The organism is Streptomyces sp. NPDC050842 (genome assembly GCF_044456565.1).
In the GTDB taxonomy this organism is placed as follows: domain Bacteria; phylum Actinomycetota; class Actinomycetes; order Streptomycetales; family Streptomycetaceae; genus Streptomyces.
In genome coordinates, this window is sequence record NZ_JBITGA010000004.1 from 232,737 (window position 1) to 251,582 (window position 18,846).

The following is an 18,846-nucleotide window of genomic DNA, read 5'->3' on the forward strand; positions in this document are numbered from 1 at the left end:
CGGGTGCGGTGCTCGCGGGCGGGGGGGGATCAGAGGGTGTGGTAGCCGCCGTCGTGGAAGAGCAGCGGGCGGCGGTCGGTGTCCTGCCAGGCGTCCACGACACGGCCGATGACGATGTGGTGGTCCCCGGCGGGGACGAGCTGCTCGATGTCGACGCGCAGCCACGCGGTGACGCCGTCGAGGACGGGGGCGCCCTGCGCGAGCCGCCGCCAGCCGGTGGGGTGAGCGAATCTGTCGATCCCGCTGGTGGCGAAGCGCCTGGCCAGGTCCTCCTGTTCGGCGCCGAGGAAGTTGACGACCGCCGACGCGGCGCGCTCGATGTGCGGCCAGGAGGAGGAGCGGTTCGCGATGCCGAAGGAGAGGAGCGGCGGTTCGAGGGAGAGGGAGGTGAGCGAGGTGGCGGTGAAGCCGACGGGGCCGGCTCCGGCGTCCGCGGTGACGACCACGACGCCGGCCGGATAGGCGCGGAACGCCTGCTTGAAGAGGCCGGGTGCGAGACCGGCCGCGGGATGCGAGGACAACGAGACAGTCATGTTTCCCCCGGGGCGACGGAGAGGGACGTACGGGACGGTGAGGGCGCGGCAGGACCCGGGCACGGCGGATCCGGGCACGGCGGACCCCGGCACGGCGACACGAGGGGCACCGCGATGTCACAGGGGCACGGCGACGGAAGGCCGGGACATCACGCGCACGGAAAAGGAACGCGTGGAATCAGGGAGCGGGGGCGGGAGTCGGGAATACCGCTCGGATTATCGGGCTACGCGGCAGGGACAACAGGAACGCCGGGAGGGTGCCGAATTCGGCACGTGGCGTCGGATCCTCTGCGGGCTGCTCATGAATCCATCCTCCCGTTCGCGATCCGACCCGGTCAACAATGCAACTCTCTGAATTAAGTCGGTATTCGCCGACCGTACGAGTGGACGTACGGGTGGACATACCGGCGTTCGGCGGGGAGGGCGCGCTCCCCTCCCCCGCCGAACGTCAGGACACCGCGGGCAGCGCGGGCCAGGGACCGAGCGGATCGTCGTGCAGGGCGCCGAAGGCGACGGCCGGTCCGGCGGTGGCCAGCACCTGGCCGGTGAAGCTGCTCGGCACGACGGCCCGCTCGGGGTCGTCGCAGACCAGGGACCGTTCGGCCGTGACGGCCCGCAACTCGGCCAGGCAGGGGGCCAGTCGGCCCGCACCCGGTTCGACGACCACCAGCACCTCGGGGTCGAACATGTCGAGGAGGACGGCCGCCGCCCTCCCGACGAACCGGGCCCGCCGGCGGAACAGCGAGACCGCGGCCGCCTCCCCCTCCACCGCCCGCCGCAACAGCTCGGGGAACGTCGCGACGCGGAGGCCCTGCCGGGCGGCCCGGCGCAGCATCGCGGGCTCCGACACCTCGGACTGGAGGCAGCCGGGAACGCCGCAGACGCATGTCGCGCTGCCGTCGCCCGTCCCCACCGGCAGGTGAGCGACGTTGCCCGCGCCGAACCTCGGCCCCTGGTGCACCGTGCCCGAGGAGACGAAGGCCGCGTCCACCACGTTGCCGACGAACAGCACCACCGCGCTGGCCCGGGTCGACGCCACGCCGACGAGCTGCTCGGCGCGGGCCAGGGCGCGCGAGTGGCTGTCCACATGGACGGGCAGCCCGGTGGCCTTGGTGAGCACCTCCCGCACCGGGACGTCCCGCCAGCCCAGCTGCGGGTGGTGGAGCACGACCCCGGCGGCCGGGTCGACCCAGTGCCCGGTGGCGACGCCCAGGGCGAGCGCGGTCCGGCCCGAGCCGTGGGCGGCGAGCATCCGGGGCAGCCCTTCCTCCACCCGGCCCAGCACGTCGGCGGGTTCGGTGCTCGTGTGCGGGAGGCGCTCCTCGGAGACCAGACGTCCCCGCAGGTCCATGAGGGCGAGCGTGGTGTGGGTGACGGCGACGTGCGCACCGGCGAGGAGGTAGCGCGCGGTGTCGATCTCGACGGGGATGTGCGGGCGGCCGAGGCCCCGCGGCCCGGCCGTCTCCGGGCCCTCCTTGACGAGCCCCCTGCCGATCAGGGTGGCGCAGTGGCCCGTGACCGAGGCGGGCGAGAGACCGGTGAGGCGGGCGATCGTACTGCGGGCGACCGGACCGTGGTCGAGGATCGCCCCCAGTACGGCGCCGGTGCTGGAGGCGCGCCGCGGCGGGGCGGCCACGGACGGGATGTCCGAGCGGCGCAGGGGGACGGGACGGGAGGAGGACATGCGCGTTCTCTCCACGAGGGCCTTCTTCGGGTCCGTTGCGGTGGTGCGTACCGCCGCCGCGCGAGGTGCCGCGGCCCGTCCCGGCCGGGGGTACGGCGGCGGGACGGGGCGGGGCCGGAAGCCTGGTGGGGCCGGGGTGTCCCGGAGGCGGGCGGACGCTCGAAGCTCCCGGGCGGGAGCGCTGCTCTCGGCGGAGCGCCGGCGTGCCGCGGGTCCCCTCCCCCGGTGGTGCGCTCGGAGGGTCAGGAATCCGCGCGGTCCGCGCCGTGCGCTCGCGGGCCTACGGACACGCGGCGGAGCACACACGCTTCAGGTCGACGTGACCTCGTGTCGTGAGAAGCGCGGAACGGTGCATGGCGCGCAACATAGCCGGAGTGCCGCGAGACGGTCAATCGACGGCCCGCATCATGGACGGCGGGAGCGCCGGTTCCTCTCGCCCCTCGGACAGCGGTGGCGGAGCGTCAGTCCCGCTCGCCCATCAGGACCTTGAGCCCCTCGGTGAGGTCCTCCGCACTCGGCGCGGTCTCCGGGTCGACCATCCACTGGATCATCACGCCGGTGGCGAGGGCCTGGCAGAGCAGTCCGGCGACCCGGGCCTTCTCCGGGTCGGCCTCCGGGTCGATGCCGAGGAAGCCCTCGGCCATGCCGAGGCGCCCCTCCCGCTGGGGCTCCTTGATCGCGTCGCGCAGCTTCTCGTCGTCGTCGAGCCGCGTGACGATCTCGGTCTGGAGCTTCCAGACGGGCCGGCTGGCCTCGGCCGCCCCGATCACCTGCTCCCAGACGGCGTGGAAGCGCGCGTACGGGTCGGCCGGCAGCTCCCGCTTGTCCTCGCCGGTGCCCGCGGGGCCGACCTGATCCCCCCACTCCTCGGTGAGGGCCAGGAAGGCCTGCTGGAGCAGGGCGTCCTTGGAGCCGTAGTGGTAGCCGATGGAGGCGAGGTTGGTGCCCGAGGCGGCGACGATGTCGCGGGCCGTGGTGCGCCCGTACCCCTTCTCCAGGAGACAGCGCTTGGCGCCGTCGAGCAGGTCTTCCTTGTGTCCCATGACAGCACTGTACCCGGCCTCTAGACAATCGTGTAAGACGAATGTCTAGAAACCGGGTACGCGTACGCGTGTGCGCAGGGTGACGTGCGTCAGATCAGGTTGACCGAGCGGGCCGAGGCGGCGCCGATCTCCTCGGCGATCTCCGCCAGGACGGCCGCCGGCAGCGTGTCGTCCACGGTGAGCACGACGAGCGCCTCGCCGCCCTCCTCCGCGCGGGAGACCTGCATGCCCGCGATGTTCAGACCGGCCTCGCCGAGGATCCGGCCGACCGTGCCGACGACGCCCGGGCGGTCCTCGTAGCGCAGCACGACCATGTGGTCGGCGAGCGCCAGGTCCACGTCGTAGTCGCCGACCGCGACGAGCTTCTGGAGGTGCTTGGGGCCCGCCAGCGTGCCGGAGACCGCGACCTCCTCGCCGTTCGCCAGGGTGCCGCGCACGGTGACGACGTTGCGGTGGTCGGGCGACTCGGAGCTCGTCGTCAGACGGACCTCGACACCGCGCTCCTGCGCGAACAGCGGGGCGTTGACGTACGACACGGTCTCGTCGACCACGTCCTCGAACACGCCCTTGAGCGCGGACAGTTCGAGCACCTTCACGTCGTGCTGGGTGATCTCGCCGTAGACCTCGACGTCGAGACGGGCCGCGACCTCGCCCGCGAGGGCGGTGAAGATCCGGCCGAGCTTCTCGGCGAGCGGCAGACCCGGCTTCACGTCCTCGGCGATCACGCCGCCCTGGACGTTGACCGCGTCCGGGACCAGCTCGCCCGCGAGCGCCAGGCGCACCGACTTGGCGACGGCGACGCCGGCCTTCTCCTGGGCCTCGTCCGTGGACGCGCCGAGGTGCGGGGTGCAGACGACCTGGTCGAGCTCGAAGAGCGGGGAGTCCGTGCAGGGCTCCTTCGCGTACACGTCGAGACCCGCGCCGGCGACCCGGCCCTCCTTGAGGGCGGTGTAGAGCGCCGCCTCGTCCACGATCCCGCCGCGCGCGGCGTTGACGATCCGGACGGAGGGCTTGACCTTGTGCAGTGCCTCGTCACCGATGAGACCGAGGGTCTCCGGGGTCTTCGGCAGGTGGACGGTGATGAAGTCCGCGACCTCCAGGAGCTCGTCCAGGGCCAGCAGCTTCACCCCCATCTGGGCGGCGCGGGCCGGCTGCACGTAGGGGTCGTACGCGACGATCTTCATGCCGAAGGCGGACATGCGCTGGGCGACCAGGACGCCGATGCGGCCGAGGCCGACGACGCCGAGGATCTTCTCGCTCAGCTCGACGCCCGTGTACTTGTTGCGCTTCCACTCGCCGTTCTTCAGCGCGGTGTTGGCCTGCGGGATGTTGCGCGCGGTGGCGACCAGCAGACCGCACGCGAGCTCGGCGGCGGTGACGATGTTCGAGGTCGGGGCGTTGACGACCATCACGCCCGCCTTGGTGGCGGCGGAGACGTCGACGTTGTCCAGACCGACACCGGCACGGGCGACGACCCGGAGCTTCTTCGCGGCGGCGATGGCCTCGGCGTCGACCTTGGTCGCGGAACGGACCAGGATCGCGTCCACATCGGCGATCGCGGGGATCAGCTCGGCGCGGTCGGCGCCGTTGCAGTGCCGGATCTCGAAGTCCGGGCCCAGCGCGTCGACGGTGGCGGGCGACAGCTCTTCAGCGATGAGTACGACAGGTTTCGAGCTCACGTGAGTCCTCACAGATCCAGTGCGGACGGCCGTCCCGACGGCCGCAGGCGGTGGAGGGGGCTTGCCGCGTGAAAGCGCACGACGCTGTGGGCCTGACGCGTATGTTGTTGAGAAGTGTAGTGGTGCATCGGCGCAGCTCATACGCCTTGGTGGAAGGATCACCCGTCCGTGGTTGGACGAGGTGTCCAACCATGCGGGAAGGGGCCGGACACACTGTCCGGCCCCCACCCTGAAGGCTTACGCCTCCTCGTCGTTCACCCAGCTCATGAGCTTCCGCAGCTCCTTGCCGGTGGTCTCCAGGAGGTGGTTGGCGTCCTGGGTCTTGTACTCGTTGTACTTCTTCAGACCGCCGTGGTACTCGGCCATCCACTCCTTGGCGAAGGTGCCGTCCTGGATCTCCGCGAGGACCTTCTTCATCTCGGCCTTGGTGGCGTCGGTGATGATCCGCGGGCCGGTGACGTAGTCGCCCCACTCGGCGGTCTCGGAGACCGACCAGCGCATCTTCTCCAGGCCGCCCTCGTACATGAGGTCGACGATGAGCTTCAGCTCGTGGAGGCACTCGAAGTAGGCGATCTCCGGCTGGTAGCCGGCCTCGGTCAGGGTCTCGAAGCCCGCCTTGACCAGCGCCGCGGTACCACCGCAGAGGACGGCCTGCTCACCGAACAGGTCGGTCTCGGTCTCTTCCTTGAAGGTCGTCTTGATGACGCCCGCGCGGGTGCCGCCGATGCCCTTGGCGTACGAGAGCGCCAGCGCGAAGGCGTTGCCGGTCGCGTCCTGCTCGACGGCGGCGATGCAGGGAACGCCGCGGCCTTCCTCGTACTGACGACGGACCAGGTGGCCCGGGCCCTTCGGGGCGACCAGGGCGACGTCGATGCCCTCGGGGACCTCGATGAAGCCGTAGCGGACGTTCAGGCCGTGGCCGAAGAAGAGGGCGTCGCCCGCCTTCAGGTTGTCCTTGATGGACTCCTCGTAGACCTTGGCCTGGATCGGGTCCGGGGTCAGGATCATGATGAGGTCGGCCTCGGCCGCGGCCTCGGCGACGGAGACGACGCGCAGGCCCTGCTCCTCGGCCTTGGCCTTGGACTTCGAGCCCTCCTGGAGACCGACGCGGACGTCGACACCGGAGTCACGGAGCGACAGCGCGTGGGCGTGGCCCTGGCTGCCGTAGCCGATCACCGCGACCTTGCGGCCCTGGATGATGGACAGGTCGGCGTCGTCGTCGTAGAAGAGCTCGGCCACTGGAAATCTCCTTGAGGTGCTGGTGTTGCGTCCCACCGTACGGGGGAGCGCTTGAGGGAAGCTTTGGGGTCTCGTCAGTCGGACCGCCGGATGGACCGGCGGTTGACCTCCGATGACTCTCAGGCGCTGCGGTCGAGGGCCCGCAGGGACCGGTCCGTGATGGACCGGGAACCACGCCCTATGGCGATCGTGCCGGACTGGACGAGCTCCTTGACGCCGAACTGCTCCAGCATCTTGAGCATCGCGTCGAGCTTGTCACTCGAACCGGTGGCCTCGATGGTGACCGCCTCGGGCGAGACGTCCACGGTCTTGGCACGGAACAGCTGCACGATCTCGACGATCTGGGAGCGGGTCTCGTTGTCGGCGCGGACCTTCACCAGGACGAGCTCGCGCTGGATCGCGGCGCTGGGCTCGAGTTCGACGATCTTCAGGACGTTGACCAGCTTGTTGAGCTGCTTGGTCACCTGCTCCAGGGGCAGGCCCTCGACATTGACCACGATGGTGATGCGGGAGATGTCGGGGTGCTCGGTGACACCGACGGCGAGCGAGTCGATGTTGAAGCCGCGGCGGGAGAAGAGCGCGGCGATCCGGGCGAGGATGCCGGGCGTGTTCTCGACGAGAACGGAGAGCGTGTGCTTGGTGGACATGTCTGGGTCTCTTCCTTTTCGCTCTTCGCTATCAGTCGTCTTCGCCGTCGCCGAAGTCGGGACGCACGCCCCGCGCGGCCATGACCTCGTCGTTCGAGGTGCCCGCGGCGACCATCGGCCAGACCTGGGCGTCCTCGTGGACGATGAAGTCGACGACGACCGGACGGTCGTTGATGGCGTTCGCCTCGGCGATGACCTTGTCCAGGTCGGCCGGGTCCTCACAGCGCAGGGCGACACAGCCCATGGCCTCGGAGAGCTTGACGAAGTCGGGGACGCGGGTGCCCTTGTTCGCCTGGACGTCGTCCGGGCCGGAGTGCAGGACCGTGTTGGAGTAGCGCTGGTTGTAGAACAGGGTCTGCCACTGGCGGACCATGCCGAGGGCGCCGTTGTTGATGATGGCGACCTTGATCGGGATGTTGTTCAGCGCGCAGGTGGTGAGTTCCTGATTGGTCATCTGGAAGCAGCCGTCGCCGTCGACCGCCCAGACCGTGCGGTCCGGCATGCCGGCCTTGGCGCCCATCGCGGCGGGGACCGCGTATCCCATCGTCCCGAGGCCGCCGGAGTTCAGCCAGGTGGCGGGCTGCTCGTAGTCGATGAAGTGGGCGGCCCACATCTGGTGCTGGCCGACGCCCGCGGTGAAGATCGTGCCCTCGGGGGCGAGCGCGCCGATGCGCTGGATGACCTGCTGCGGCGAGAGGCTGCCGTCCTCCGGCAGGTCGTAGCCGAGCGGGTAGGTCTCGCGCCAGCGGCTCAGGTCGCTCCACCAGGCGGTGTAGTCGCCCTTGTTGCCCTCGCTGTGCTCGGCCTGGACGGCCTGGACCAGGTCGGCGATGACCTCGCGGGCGTCACCGACGATCGGGACGTCGGCGGCGCGGTTCTTGCCGATCTCGGCCGGGTCGATGTCCGCGTGGACGATCTTGGCGTACGGGGCGAAGCTGTCCAGCTTGCCGGTGACGCGGTCGTCGAAGCGGGCACCCAGGGCGACGATCAGGTCGGCCTTCTGGAGCGCGGTGACGGCGGTGACCGCGCCGTGCATGCCCGGCATGCCGACGTGCAGCGGGTGGCTGTCGGGGAAGGCTCCGAGGGCCATCAGGGTGGTGGTGACCGGGGCGCCGGTGAGCTCGGCGAGGATCTTCAGCTCGGCGGTGGCGCCGGCCTTGATGACACCGCCGCCGACGTACAGGACGGGCCGCTTGGCGGCGGAGATCAGCTTCGCGGCCTCGCGGATCTGCTTGGCGTGCGGCTTGGTCACCGGGCGGTAGCCGGGCAGGTCGGTCTGCGGCGGCCAGCTGAAGGTGGTCTTCGCCTGGAGGGCGTCCTTCGCGATGTCGACCAGGACCGGGCCGGGGCGGCCGGAGGAGGCGATGTGGAAGGCCTCGGCGATCGTCCGCGGGATGTCCTCGGCCTTGGTGACCAGGAAGTTGTGCTTGGTGATCGGCATCGTGATGCCGCAGATGTCCGCCTCCTGGAAGGCGTCCGTGCCGATGGCCTTCGAGGCGACCTGGCCGGTGATCGCGACGAGGGGGACGGAGTCCATGTGCGCGTCGGCGATCGGGGTGACGAGGTTGGTCGCACCGGGACCGGAGGTCGCCATACAGACGCCGACCTTGCCGGTGGCCTGCGCGTAGCCGGTGGCGGCGTGACCCGCCCCCTGCTCGTGACGGACCAGGATGTGGCGCACCTTCTCCGAGTCCATCATCGGGTCGTAGGCCGGGAGGATGCAGCCGCCCGGAATGCCGAAGACGGTGTCGGCGCCGACTTCCTCGAGAGAACGGATGAGGGCCTGCGCGCCCGTGACGTGCTCGACGGTGGTGGCGGGCTGCGCGCCGCCGCGGGGACGCGGCTGCGGATGGTGCCCGGTGGCCTGGTCGGTCATCAGCATCTCTTCTCGAAGCAGAGGGTGTTTGCGAGGCGTTTTGCGAGGGTTTGCGTCGCCCTGGAGGCGATCCAGTGCAACAAAAAACCCCTCGTGCCGTGAGGCAAGCGAGGGGAGCGCGTCGGGTGCTTTCTCAGCCGGGCCTTTTGGTGGCCCCGCTTCAGCCGACGCGCTTTCCAAGTACGAGAATTCGGGTGCGCATGGCACTGACCCTCCCTCTCCCACCTCACCGGTGTCAAGTGGGTGGGACGGGCGTCTCAGTATTTGAGCGGAACGGGGGACGGTTTCCGGCCCGTACGGGGACCGCTCCGGGCAGCGGGTACTCGTCCCGTACGAGGGCCCTGCGCAGGCGGTACTCGTCGAGCGGGCCCGAGAAGGCCATGCCCTGGGCGTGACTGCAGCCCATGGCGCGCAGGGCGAGCACCTGCTCCGGTACGTCGACACCCTCGGCGACGGTCTGCATGCCGAGTTCGCCGGCGATACGGAGCACGCCTCTGGTGATCTTGCGGAGCCGGGCGGACTCGACCACGCCCTCGACGAGGCCTCGGTCCAGCTTCAGTATGTCGACGGGAAGCCGCCGGAGGGCGTCGATCGCCACATGTCCGCTGCCGAATCCGTCGAGCGCGATCCGCACCCCGAGACGGCGCAGGGTCACGAGGCGCTGTTCCAGCTCGTCGAGCGAGGTCCGGGGGTCGCTGTCGGCGAGCTCGATGATCAGCGAGCCGGACGGCAGCCCGTGCCGGGTGAGCAGCGACTCGACCGAGCCGAGCGGGAGCGAGCGGTCCAGGAGGCGGCGGGCGGAGAGCCGGATGGACACGGGCGTTCGGTGACCGATTCCCGCCCGCTCGGCGGCCTGCTCCACCGCCTCTTCGAGGAGCCAGCGGCCGAGCTCGGCGGTGCGCTCGCCGTCGTCGGTGACGCGGAGGTACTCGGCGGGGGTGAAGAGGATGCCCTGGGTCGAGCGCCAGCGCGCCTGGGCGCTGACGGCGGAGATCCGGCCGGTGGCGAGGTCGACGACCGGCTGGTGGAGCAGGGCGAACTCGCCGTCGTGGAGTGCGGTGCGCAGCCGGGCGGCCAGCTCGGTCCGCCGTACGACCTCGGCCTGCATCTGGGGCGCGTACAGCTCGACGCGGTCCTTGCCGGCGGCCTTGGCGCGGTACATCGCGAGGTCGGCGTTGCGCAGGAGGTCGCCCGCCTCCATGCCGGGCTCGGCGAAGGCGACGCCGATGGAGGCGGCGACCCGCACCTCGTTGCCGCCGTCGACGCGGTACGGCCGGGAGAGCGTGAGCCGGAGCCGGTCGGCGATCTCCTGGACCTGGGTCTCCCGGGCGTCCTGCTCGCGACCGCCGTCGCCGAGGATGAGGGCGGCGAACTCGTCGCCGCCCAGCCGGGCGGCGGTGTCCCCGGCCCGTACGGACTCCTGGAGGCGACGGGCGGCCTGGACGAGCAGGTCGTCGCCCGCCTGGTGGCCGAGGCGGTCGTTGACCCCCTTGAAGCCGTCGAGGTCGATGAAGAGCACGGCGGTGCCGGGGTCGGAGCACCTGCGGCCGCTGAGCGCCTGCCGGACCCGCCGGGTGAAGAGCGCGCGGTTGGGCAGGTCGGTCAGCGGGTCGTGCTCCGCGTTGTGCTGCAACTGGGCCTGGAGGCGGACCCGTTCGGTCACGTCCCGGCTGTTGAAGATGAGGCCGCCCTGGTGGCGGTTGACGGTCGACTCGACGTTGAGCCAGCCTCCCCCGCCCTCGGCTTCTCCCCCAGCCTCCGGCCGGGAGGTGCCCCCAGAGCGGGAGGTACCCCCACGGCCCGAGCGGAAGCGGCACTCGATCCGGGTGGTGGGTTCCTCGGCGGGCGAGGCCGCGAGGAACCGGCGCACCTCGTGGACGACGGCACCGAGGTCCTCGGGGTGGATGAGGGAGGCGAGCTCGGAGCCGACGAGCTCCTCGGCCTCGCGTCCGTACACGCCGGCGGCGGCCGGGCTGACGTAGCGGAGTATCCCGGTCGGCGCGGCGATCATGATGACGTCGCTGGAGCCCTGCACGAGGGACCGGAAGTGGTTCTCCTTCTGGGCCAGTTCGTGGGTGAGCGCGATGTTGTCGAGGAGCATGATGCCCTGCCGGACGACCAGGGCGAGCACGACCGCGCAGCCGGTGAGGACGACGACCCGGTCGACCCGGCGGCCCTCGACGACGTTGTACAGGATGCCGAGGGTGCAGACGGCCGCGGCGAGGTACGGGGTGAGGGCGGCGAGCGAGCCCGCGACCGGACGGCTGTGCAGCCACGGGCCGCGGGCGGCGGTCGTGGTGTCGGGCAGGCGCCGCACGCCCCAGGGGGCGTACGCGAGGAGCAGGGAGCCGGCGAACCAGCCGGCGTCGAGGAGCTGGCCGGACGCGTAGTTCTCGCGGAGCAGCGGCGAGGTGAACAGGGCGTCGCACAGGACGGTCAGGGCGAGCGCGGCGATCGCGGTATTGGTCGCCGAGCGGTTCGCCTGGGAGCGCCGGAAGTGCAGCGCCAGGACCATGCTGACCAGGACGATGTCGAGCAGCGGGTACGCGAGCGACAGCGCGGCCTGGGCGACGGACTCGCCGTCGAAGTGCGCGGTACGGGCGAGGGCGAGGCTCCAGGAGAGCGTGAGCAGGGAACCGCCGATGAGCCAGGCGTCGAGCGCGAGGCAGACCCAGCCGGCGCGGGTGACGGGCTTCTTGGCCAGGACGAGGAGCCCGACGACGGCGGGCGGCGCGAAGAGCAAGAAGAAGAGGTCGGCGACGGAGGAGTCGGGCACCTGCGTCCGCAGGACGACCTCGTACCACCCCCACACCGCGTTCCCCGAGGCGGCCATGAAGGAGGAGAAGGCGAAGAGCAGCCAGGCGGGGCGGTCGCTGCCGCGGTGGGCGCGGGCGTAGAGGAAGCAGGAGACCGCGGCGGTGAGCGCGGCGGCGCTGAGCCCGAAGTCACCCATGAAAAGGGCGAGTTCCGGCGACCCCCAGCCGAGTGACGCGCCCGTCGTGTAGCCCGCGCAGATGAGCCCCAGGGCGACCTGAGCGAGAATCGAGCCGATTCCGGGACGCTCATGGCCGGGGTTCCCGGAGTCGCCACCGACGGGACGGCGCGCGATGACCGCCCCGGGCGCGCTCACCGGCCCCTCCGGCGTCGCGCCACCACACCCGGCCGCCTCGTGCGGACGCGCGGGCGGCTCCTCGACGCCCCCGGGGGCGTGCCCGTCACAGTCGTGCGGCCCGGCGGCGCGAGGCGGCGCGGCCTGACCCGGCACCGAACGCGCGAGGCCGGCAACGAGGCGCGGGAGGCTTGCCGGCGGCGTCGCCGCCGCCGCGTGGGATCGTCGGTCCTCCGGCCGTGCTTCACCCGTCGCCCCCCTCGAAATCTGATGACCCGTCACTTCGCTCCCCAGCGTCAGCCCGTCATCGACGCAGCCCCCCACTCCGGGACGATACACCAGGACCGTCACTCAGGGACAGGGTCGCAGTACTCTCCGTGACTACCTGGGGCTTGTGAGCGGCGCGCATCGGGGGCGCACACCGCCCGCCCCGGCCCGCCCGGGCCCCTGGGGCTCAACCCGTGGTGAGGATGACGTTCGCCAGCTCCTCCCCCGCCGCGAACTTCCGCAGCTGCCCCGCGATCAGCCGCTTCGCGCGCGGCATGAACGCCGAAGTGGAACCGCCCACATGGGGACTGATCAGGACACCGGGAGCGTGCCACAAAGGATGCCCGGCCGGCAGCGGTTCCGGGTCGGTGACGTCGAGCGCCGCCGTGATCCGCCCGCTCTCGACCTCCTTGAGCAGCGCGGCCGTGTCCACGACCGGACCGCGGGCGACGTTCACGAGCAGCGCCCCGTCCTTCATCCTGGCCAGGAAGCCGGCGTCGGCGAGGTGGTGGGTCGCGGGCGTGAGCGGAGTGGACAGCACGACCACGTCGGCCTCGGGCAGCAGGGCGGGCAGCTCCGCGAGAGCGTGGACCGGACCGCGCTCGGTGGCGCGCGAGGAGCGCGCGACGCGCGCCACCCGCGCGCATTCGAACGGCGCGAGCCGGTCCTCGATGGCGGCGCCGATCGACCCGTACCCGACGATCAGCACGGACTTGTCGGCGAGCGCCGGGTAGAAGCCCGCCCGCCACTCCTCGGCGTCCTGGCCGCGCACGAACCCGGGGATGCCGCGCAACGAGGCCAGGATCAGCGCGAGCGTGAGCTCGGCGGTGCTGGCCTCGTGCACGCCCTTCGCGTTGCAGAGGGCGACCCCGGGCCGCAGCGAGGGGATGCCGGGGGTGACGTGGTCGATGCCCGCGGACAGCGTCTGCACCGCCCGGACGGAGGTCATCGCCGCCAGCGGCCGTACGGCGATCTCCGACCCCTTCATGTACGGGACCACGTAGAAGGCGCAGCGCGCGGGATCGGCGGGGAATTCCGGTCCGCCGTCCCAGAAGCGGTAGTTCAGGCCCGACTCGCCCGGCGCGGGGAGTCCTTCGATCTCGTCCGCGGGAACCGGAAGCCACACGTCTGGAGTGCTGTCTTCGAATGTCATGACCGGGAGGCTATGCGAAGAATCCCGCGCGCCATTGGTTACTTTGGGGGACGGCACAGGGAGGGGTACCGGCAGGTGGAGCGCAGGACTATCGGGGCGACGGCGCTCGGCGTGGGTGCGATCGGCCTGGGGTGCATGCCGATGAACTGGGCGTACAGCCGTTCGCAACAACGGGGGGACCGCTCACTGCGGACGGTGCACGCGGCACTTGACGCCGGCATGAGCCTGCTCGACACCGCCGACATGTACGGGCCGTTCACCAACGAGCTGCTGGTGGGGCGGGTGTTGAAGGAGCGGCGGGCGGAGGCCTTCGTCTCGACGAAGTGCGGCCTGCTCGTCGGCGACGGCGGCCAGCGGCGGCACGTCGTCGCCAACGGCAGGCCGGGGTACGTGCGTCGGGCCTGCGACGCCTCGCTGCGGCGACTCCAGACCGAGGTGATCGACCTCTACCAGCTCCATCGCGCGGACCCCGAGGTGCCCGTCGAGGAGACCTGGGGCGCGATGGCCGATCTGGTGTCCGCGGGCAAGGTGCGGGCGCTCGGGCTGTGCGCGGTCGGCACGCGGTCGGCCCGCAGGGGCGCGACCGGGGCGGCCCGCGACGGATACGAGGGAACGATTCGCCAACTGGAGCGGATCCAGCAGGTCTTCCCGGTGGCGGCGGTCGAGGCCGAGCTGTCGGTGTGGTCGCCGGAGGCGCTGGTCCGGCTGCTGCCGTGGTGCGCGGCCCGCGGGGTCGGGTTCCTGGCGGCGATGCCGCTGGGGAACGGTTTCCTCACGGGGACGCTGACCCCGGGCGGCGGCTTCGAGCCGGACGATCCGCGCGCCCGGCACCCCCGGTTCACGGCCGAGATGATGGCGGCGAACCAGCCGCTGGTGGCGGGGTTGCGGCGGGTCGCCGCGCGGCACGGGGCGGATGTCACCCCGGCGCAGGTCGCGCTGGCGTGGGTGCTCGGCCGCGGGCCGCACGTCGTGCCGGTGCCGGGTGCGAAGCGGGAGCGGTGGGTCGTGGAGAACGCGCGGGCGGCCGGGCTGCGACTGACGGAGGGGGACCTCGCGGAGATCGCGGGGCTGCCGGCGCCCCGGGGATCGTGGGACTGAGCGCCACGTCGAAATGGGTGTTCGTGGGCGGGAACCTGATCGGGTCGAGCGGTGTATCAAGGGTGTGAGGATGCCGCTCGACTCGTCGAAGGGGACCGGACCATGAGCCGTCCTGTTGTGCTGAAGGCCCTGTGGGGCGCCGCCGTGCTGGTGCTGGTGGCGGGCTGCTCCTCGGGCGGTACCGAGGATCGGCCGGGTACGGCACCACCGACGTCGGTCTCGGCGCCCGCGTCCGATCCGCCGGCCTCGGCGTCCGCGACGGCGTCCGGGAGCGCGTCCCCGGGCGGCGGGCGGGTGTCGGTGACCGGCACGCTCACCGAGGGGCTGAGGTCGCCCTGGGGGCTCGCCGAGCTGCCGGGAGGCGATCTGCTGGTCTCCTCGCGGGACGAGCGGACGATCACCCGGGTCGACGGCGGAAGCGGCGCGAAGACCTCGCTCGGCGAGGTGCCGGGGGTGGTCCCTGGCGGTGAGGGCGGGCTCATGGGCCTGGCCGTCCGCGACGGATGGGTCTACGCGTATCTGACGGCCGCCTCGGACAACCGCATCGTGCGCATGCGGTACGGCGGCGGGGACGGCGACCGGCTCGGGGCGCCGGAGCCGGTGCTGACCGGCATCCCGAAGGGGGTCGTGCACAACGGCGGACGGATCGCGTTCGGTCCCGACGGGATGCTGTACGCGGGCACGGGCGAGACCGGCGAGACCGGCCTGGCCCAGGACCGGTCCTCGCTCGGCGGGAAGATCCTGCGGATGACGCCGGAGGGCAGACCGGCGCCGGGCAATCCCTTCGCCGACTCGGTGGTCTATTCGTACGGGCACCGCAATGTGCAGGGGATCGCCTGGGACTCCGCCGGGCGGCTGTGGGCGGCCGAGTTCGGGCAGAACACCTGGGACGAGCTGAACCTGATCAAGCCCGGGAAGAACTACGGCTGGCCCGAGGCCGAGGGGCAGGCGGGCCGGGAGGGGTTCGTGGACCCGGTGGCCCAGTGGCCGACCTCGGAGGCCTCCCCGAGCGGCATCGCCTACGCGCGGGGGGCCATCTGGATGGCCGGGCTCAGGGGTGAGCAGCTGTGGCGCGTTCCGCTCTCCGGAGAGGAACGGTCCGGGGACCCCGAGGCGTTCCTGTCAGGTGAGTACGGCCGCCTGCGCACGGTTCTCGCCGGGGGCGACGGCCGGCTCTGGCTGGTGAACAGCGAGACCGACACCCGGGGCACGCCCGAGCCCGGGGACGACAGGATCCTCCGGCTGGAGGTGAGCTGAGGGAGGCGGTGACCGTGTTCGATCCGATCGCGGAGCTCTTCGCGCCGGGGCGCCGGCATGCCGAGGAGGAGCTGCGCCGGCAGGCGCTCACCCGGGAGGACCCGGGGGACGGGGACCCGGGGCGCGGCCCGATAGACCTGACGTCGGGCCGGGTGACGATACGGATCCCCCGCCCGGGGGCGGGGGCGGACCCTCGCCCGGGGTCAGAGGGTCGTGTCGAGGAGGTGGAGGCGGTGGGCGAGGGCGGCGGCCTCGCCTCGGCCGGCGACGCCGAGCTTGGCGAGGATGTTGGAGACGTGGACGCTCGCCGTCTTCGGTGAGATGAAGAGCTCCTCGGCGATCTGCCGATTGGTGCGGCCGACGGCGACCAGGCGCAGCACGTCCTGTTCGCGCGGGGTCAGGCCGAAGCCGTCGTCCCCGGGCTCCGCGGGTGCCGGGAGCGGCTTCTCGGGCGCCAGGGAGAGGCGGGCCCGGGCGGAGAGGAGTTCCACGTCCTCGCGGAGGGGGCGGGCTCCGAGGCGGACGGCGGTGGCGTGGGCCTCGCGGAGCAGGGCCGTGGCCTCCTCCCGTCGGCCGCCTTCGACGAGCAGGGCGTCGGCGAGGCGGTGGCGGGCGCGGGCGAGCTGGGCGGGGCGGTCCAGCGGCTCGTAGGCGGCGACGACCTCGGTCCAGCGGGTGGCGGACTCGCTGCCCTCGGCGCGGGCCAGCTCCTGGGAGACCTGGAGGGAGTAGGCGGCCCAGACGGGGGCCGGGGCGGCGAGGGCGCGGACGCAGCGGCGGATCAGGGCGAGGGCCTCGGCGCGGCCCTCGTCGGCGGCGGGCAGTCCCCGGCTGTCGGCCTCCGCGGCGGCGGCGGTGAGGACGAGCGGCCAGCCGTAGCGGTGGGTGCCGGGCGGGAATCCGGCCTCCGCGGCGGTGACGAGCTGGGCCCGGACGTCCTGGACGCGGCCCTCGGCGGCCGCCACGGCGATCGCGATCTGGGCCATGGGCAGGGTGTACTGCGGGATCGGGTCGCGGGTGCCGTAGACGGCGCAGGCGTCGGCGAGGTGGCGGGTGGCCGCCTCCAGCTCGCCCCGCGCCGCGGCGAGCTGGGCCAGGCGGAGGGAGGCGGAGCCGCGGGGCTTGGTGCTGGTCGCCGAGCGCTGGAGCCGTTCGGCCGCTTCCCGCACCTCGTCCCAGCGGCCCAGGGAGAAGAGGGACTCGGCGCGGTTGGCCTCGACCCAGCCGACGCTGTCGACGAGTCCGTACGAGCGGGCGAGGCGGATGCCGGAGTCGGCGATCTCGACGGCCTCGTCGGAGCGGCCGAGGGCCTCGAGGGAGGAGGAGATGTTGATGTGGGCGCGCGAGGCCTCGGCGAACTGGCCGAGGGCCGTGGTCCGTTCCCGTACCTCGTGCATCTCGGCGAGACCGGCCTCGACGTCCCCGGCGGCGGTCATGATGGTGCCGAGGGTGAGGCGGGCGTTGAGTTCGATCGACTCGGCCTTGACGTGCCGGGCGTACTCGACGGCGCGTTCGGCGGCGGTGAGGGCCTCGGGGCCGGGGTCGCGGAGCATGCCCCAGCCGGCGGCGCCGACGAGGACGACGGCGTGGACGGCGGACGGCGGGAGGCCCTTGACGAGCTCCTGGGCGCGGGCGATCTCCTCCGAGCCGTCGCCGCGGCCGAGGTTGGACTGGAGGCGGGCCTTCTCGGTCCAGAACCAGGCGGCGCGCAGGGGGTCGTTCGCGTCCTCGCCGTCGAGGAGACGGAGTGCCATCCGGCCGATCTTCAGGGCGCGCTCGCGTTCGCCGCTGAGCCGGGCGGCGACGGCGGCCTCGGCAAGGAGGTCGAGGTAGCTGAGCGGGGTGGTCTCGGGGTCGCAGCCGCAGGGCGGGTAGGCCTCGGCGTAGTCCATGGGCCGGAGCTCGCGGCGGATCTCGGCCGGGGCCTCGTCCCAGAGTTCCATGGCCCGCTCCAGGAGCCGGAGCTGCTCGGCGTACGCGTGGCGCTTGCGGGTGGCGACGGAGGCGCGGAGGACGGCCGGGAGGGCCTTGGCCGGGTCGTGCGCGTGGTACCAGTACGTGGCGAGGCGGGTGGCCCGCTCGTCGGGCCGGACGAGCGCGGGGTCGGTCTCCAGGGCCTCGGCGTAGCGGCGGTTGATGCGGGAGCGTTCGCCGGGGAGCAGGTCGTCGCTGACGGCCTCGCGGACGAGGGAGTGGCGGAAGCGGTAGCCGTCGCCGTCGGGGACGGCGAGCAGGATGTTGGCGCCGACGCAGGCCCGCAGCGCTTCGATGAGCTCGTCCTCGGTGAGCCGGGCGACGGCGGCGAGCAGGCCGTACTCGACGGTGGAGCCGCCCTCGGCGACGATCCTGGCGACCCGCTGGGCGTCCTCGGGGAGCGCCTCGACCCGGACGAGCAGGAGGTCGCGCAGGGAGTCGCTGAGCTGGCCGAGTGCGCAGCCGGCCTCGTGGGAGACGACGAGTTCCTCGACGAAGAAGGCGTTGCCGTCGGAGCGTTCGAAGACCTCCTCGACGAGCCCGGGGGCGGGTTCGGCGGCGAGGATGCCGGTGAGCTGGCGGTGCACCTCGGTGCGGGTGAAGCGGGAGAGCTCGATGCGGCGGATGGTGCGGAGCCGGTCGAGTTCGGCGAGGAGGGGGCGCAGCGGATGGCGGCGGTGGATGTCGTCGGCGCGGTAGCTGGCGACGACCACGATCCGGCCGCGGCGCAGGGTGCGGAGGAGGTAGGTGAGCAGGTGCCGCGTGGAGGTGTCGGCCCAGTGCAGGTCCTCCAGGACGAGCACGACCGTGCGGTCGGCGGCGAGCCGCTCCAGGAGCCGTACGGTGAGTTCGAAGAGGCGGGCGGTGGAGTCCTCGTCGGAGGGCTCGTGGCTGCCGGGGTCGCCCAGCTCGGGCAGCAGGCGGGCGAGCTCGCCCTCCTGGCCGTCGGCGGCGGCGGTCAGTTCGTCGGGCAGCTTGCGGCGGAGCGAGCGCAGGGCGGTGGCGAAGGGCGCGAAGGGCAGGCCGTCGGCGCCGAGCTCCACGCAGCCGCCGACGGCGACGACGGCGCCCCGGTCGCAGGCCGTGTCGAGGAACTCCTCGATGAGCCGCGTCTTGCCGACCCCCGCCTCACCGCCGACGAGCAGCGCCTGGGGCTCTCCCGCGGTCGCGCGGGAGAGCGCCTCGGTGAGGGCGGTGAGTTCGCCGGCGCGGCCGACGAAGACGGGGCTGACTGACCTGGTCTCCACGGCGCCGAGCATCGCACAGCCGTCCGTGCGGTCGCTCATA

Annotated in this window: 13 protein-coding genes; 3 read left to right on the top strand and 10 right to left on the bottom strand. The window is 72.4% G+C overall.

All coding sequences use genetic code 11. From position 1 onward, the window contains the following. Positions 1–29: 29 nt before the first annotated feature. From ACIBG6_RS14180 to ACIBG6_RS14220, 9 genes are all read right to left on the bottom strand, one after another. Entirely contained in the window at positions 30–533 is a 504-nt protein-coding gene (locus ACIBG6_RS14180) for a flavin reductase family protein (protein ID WP_399222872.1), read from the bottom strand. 448 nt (positions 534–981) lie between these two features. Then, positions 982–2,217 carry an ROK family protein gene (locus ACIBG6_RS14185; protein ID WP_399222873.1) on the bottom strand — a complete coding sequence of 412 codons (1,236 nt, stop codon included), beginning with the start codon at positions 2,215–2,217 and terminating at the stop codon, positions 982–984. A 461-nt stretch (positions 2,218–2,678) separates the two neighbouring features. Further along, complete coding sequence (locus tag ACIBG6_RS14190; protein WP_399222874.1) at positions 2,679–3,260, bottom strand: TetR/AcrR family transcriptional regulator; 582 nt, start codon at positions 3,258–3,260, stop codon at positions 2,679–2,681. 89 nt (positions 3,261–3,349) lie between these two features. Continuing rightward, complete coding sequence (serA, locus tag ACIBG6_RS14195; RefSeq protein WP_399222875.1) at positions 3,350–4,939, bottom strand: phosphoglycerate dehydrogenase; 1,590 nt, start codon at positions 4,937–4,939, stop codon at positions 3,350–3,352. A gap of 237 nt (positions 4,940–5,176) precedes the next feature. Next, positions 5,177–6,178 (bottom strand): ketol-acid reductoisomerase, encoded by a 1,002-nt coding sequence (gene ilvC / locus ACIBG6_RS14200; RefSeq protein WP_317599396.1) that lies wholly within the window; start codon positions 6,176–6,178, stop codon positions 5,177–5,179. 119 nt (positions 6,179–6,297) lie between these two features. Continuing rightward, positions 6,298–6,825: an acetolactate synthase small subunit gene (gene ilvN / locus ACIBG6_RS14205; RefSeq protein ID WP_121833425.1), complete on the bottom strand. Its 528-nt coding sequence runs from the start codon at positions 6,823–6,825 to the stop codon at positions 6,298–6,300. Between the two features lie 31 nt (positions 6,826–6,856). Next, entirely contained in the window at positions 6,857–8,707 is a 1,851-nt protein-coding gene (locus ACIBG6_RS14210) for an acetolactate synthase large subunit (protein WP_329621028.1), read from the bottom strand. Between the two features lie 229 nt (positions 8,708–8,936). After that, a complete protein-coding gene (locus tag ACIBG6_RS14215) occupies positions 8,937–11,831 on the bottom strand; it encodes a putative bifunctional diguanylate cyclase/phosphodiesterase (RefSeq protein WP_399222876.1) in 2,895 nt (964 codons plus the stop codon). A 433-nt stretch (positions 11,832–12,264) separates the two neighbouring features. After that, entirely contained in the window at positions 12,265–13,230 is a 966-nt protein-coding gene (locus ACIBG6_RS14220; RefSeq protein WP_399222877.1) for a 2-hydroxyacid dehydrogenase, read from the bottom strand. A 75-nt stretch (positions 13,231–13,305) separates the two neighbouring features. Between ACIBG6_RS14220 and ACIBG6_RS14225 the strand changes: the two genes are divergently transcribed. The 3 genes from ACIBG6_RS14225 to ACIBG6_RS14235 all read left to right on the top strand — a co-directional run bounded on the left by ACIBG6_RS14225 (position 13,306) and on the right by ACIBG6_RS14235 (position 15,905). Next, entirely contained in the window at positions 13,306–14,328 is a 1,023-nt protein-coding gene (locus ACIBG6_RS14225; RefSeq protein WP_399222878.1) for an aldo/keto reductase, read from the top strand. Between the two features lie 102 nt (positions 14,329–14,430). Next, the gene (locus ACIBG6_RS14230) at positions 14,431–15,585 is read left to right on the top strand and encodes a PQQ-dependent sugar dehydrogenase (RefSeq protein ID WP_399222879.1); all 1,155 of its coding nucleotides are present in this window, start codon (positions 14,431–14,433) and stop codon (positions 15,583–15,585) included. A gap of 14 nt (positions 15,586–15,599) precedes the next feature. Beyond that, positions 15,600–15,905: a DUF6191 domain-containing protein gene (locus tag ACIBG6_RS14235; RefSeq protein ID WP_399222880.1), complete on the top strand. Its 306-nt coding sequence runs from the start codon at positions 15,600–15,602 to the stop codon at positions 15,903–15,905. On the opposite strand, the gene ACIBG6_RS14240 is transcribed toward ACIBG6_RS14235, so the two are convergent. Then, a complete protein-coding gene (locus ACIBG6_RS14240; protein WP_399222881.1) occupies positions 15,789–18,845 on the bottom strand; it encodes an AAA family ATPase in 3,057 nt (1,018 codons plus the stop codon). The two genes, ACIBG6_RS14235 and ACIBG6_RS14240, sit on opposite strands and share 117 nt — an antisense overlap. Position 18,846: the final 1 nt, after the last annotated feature.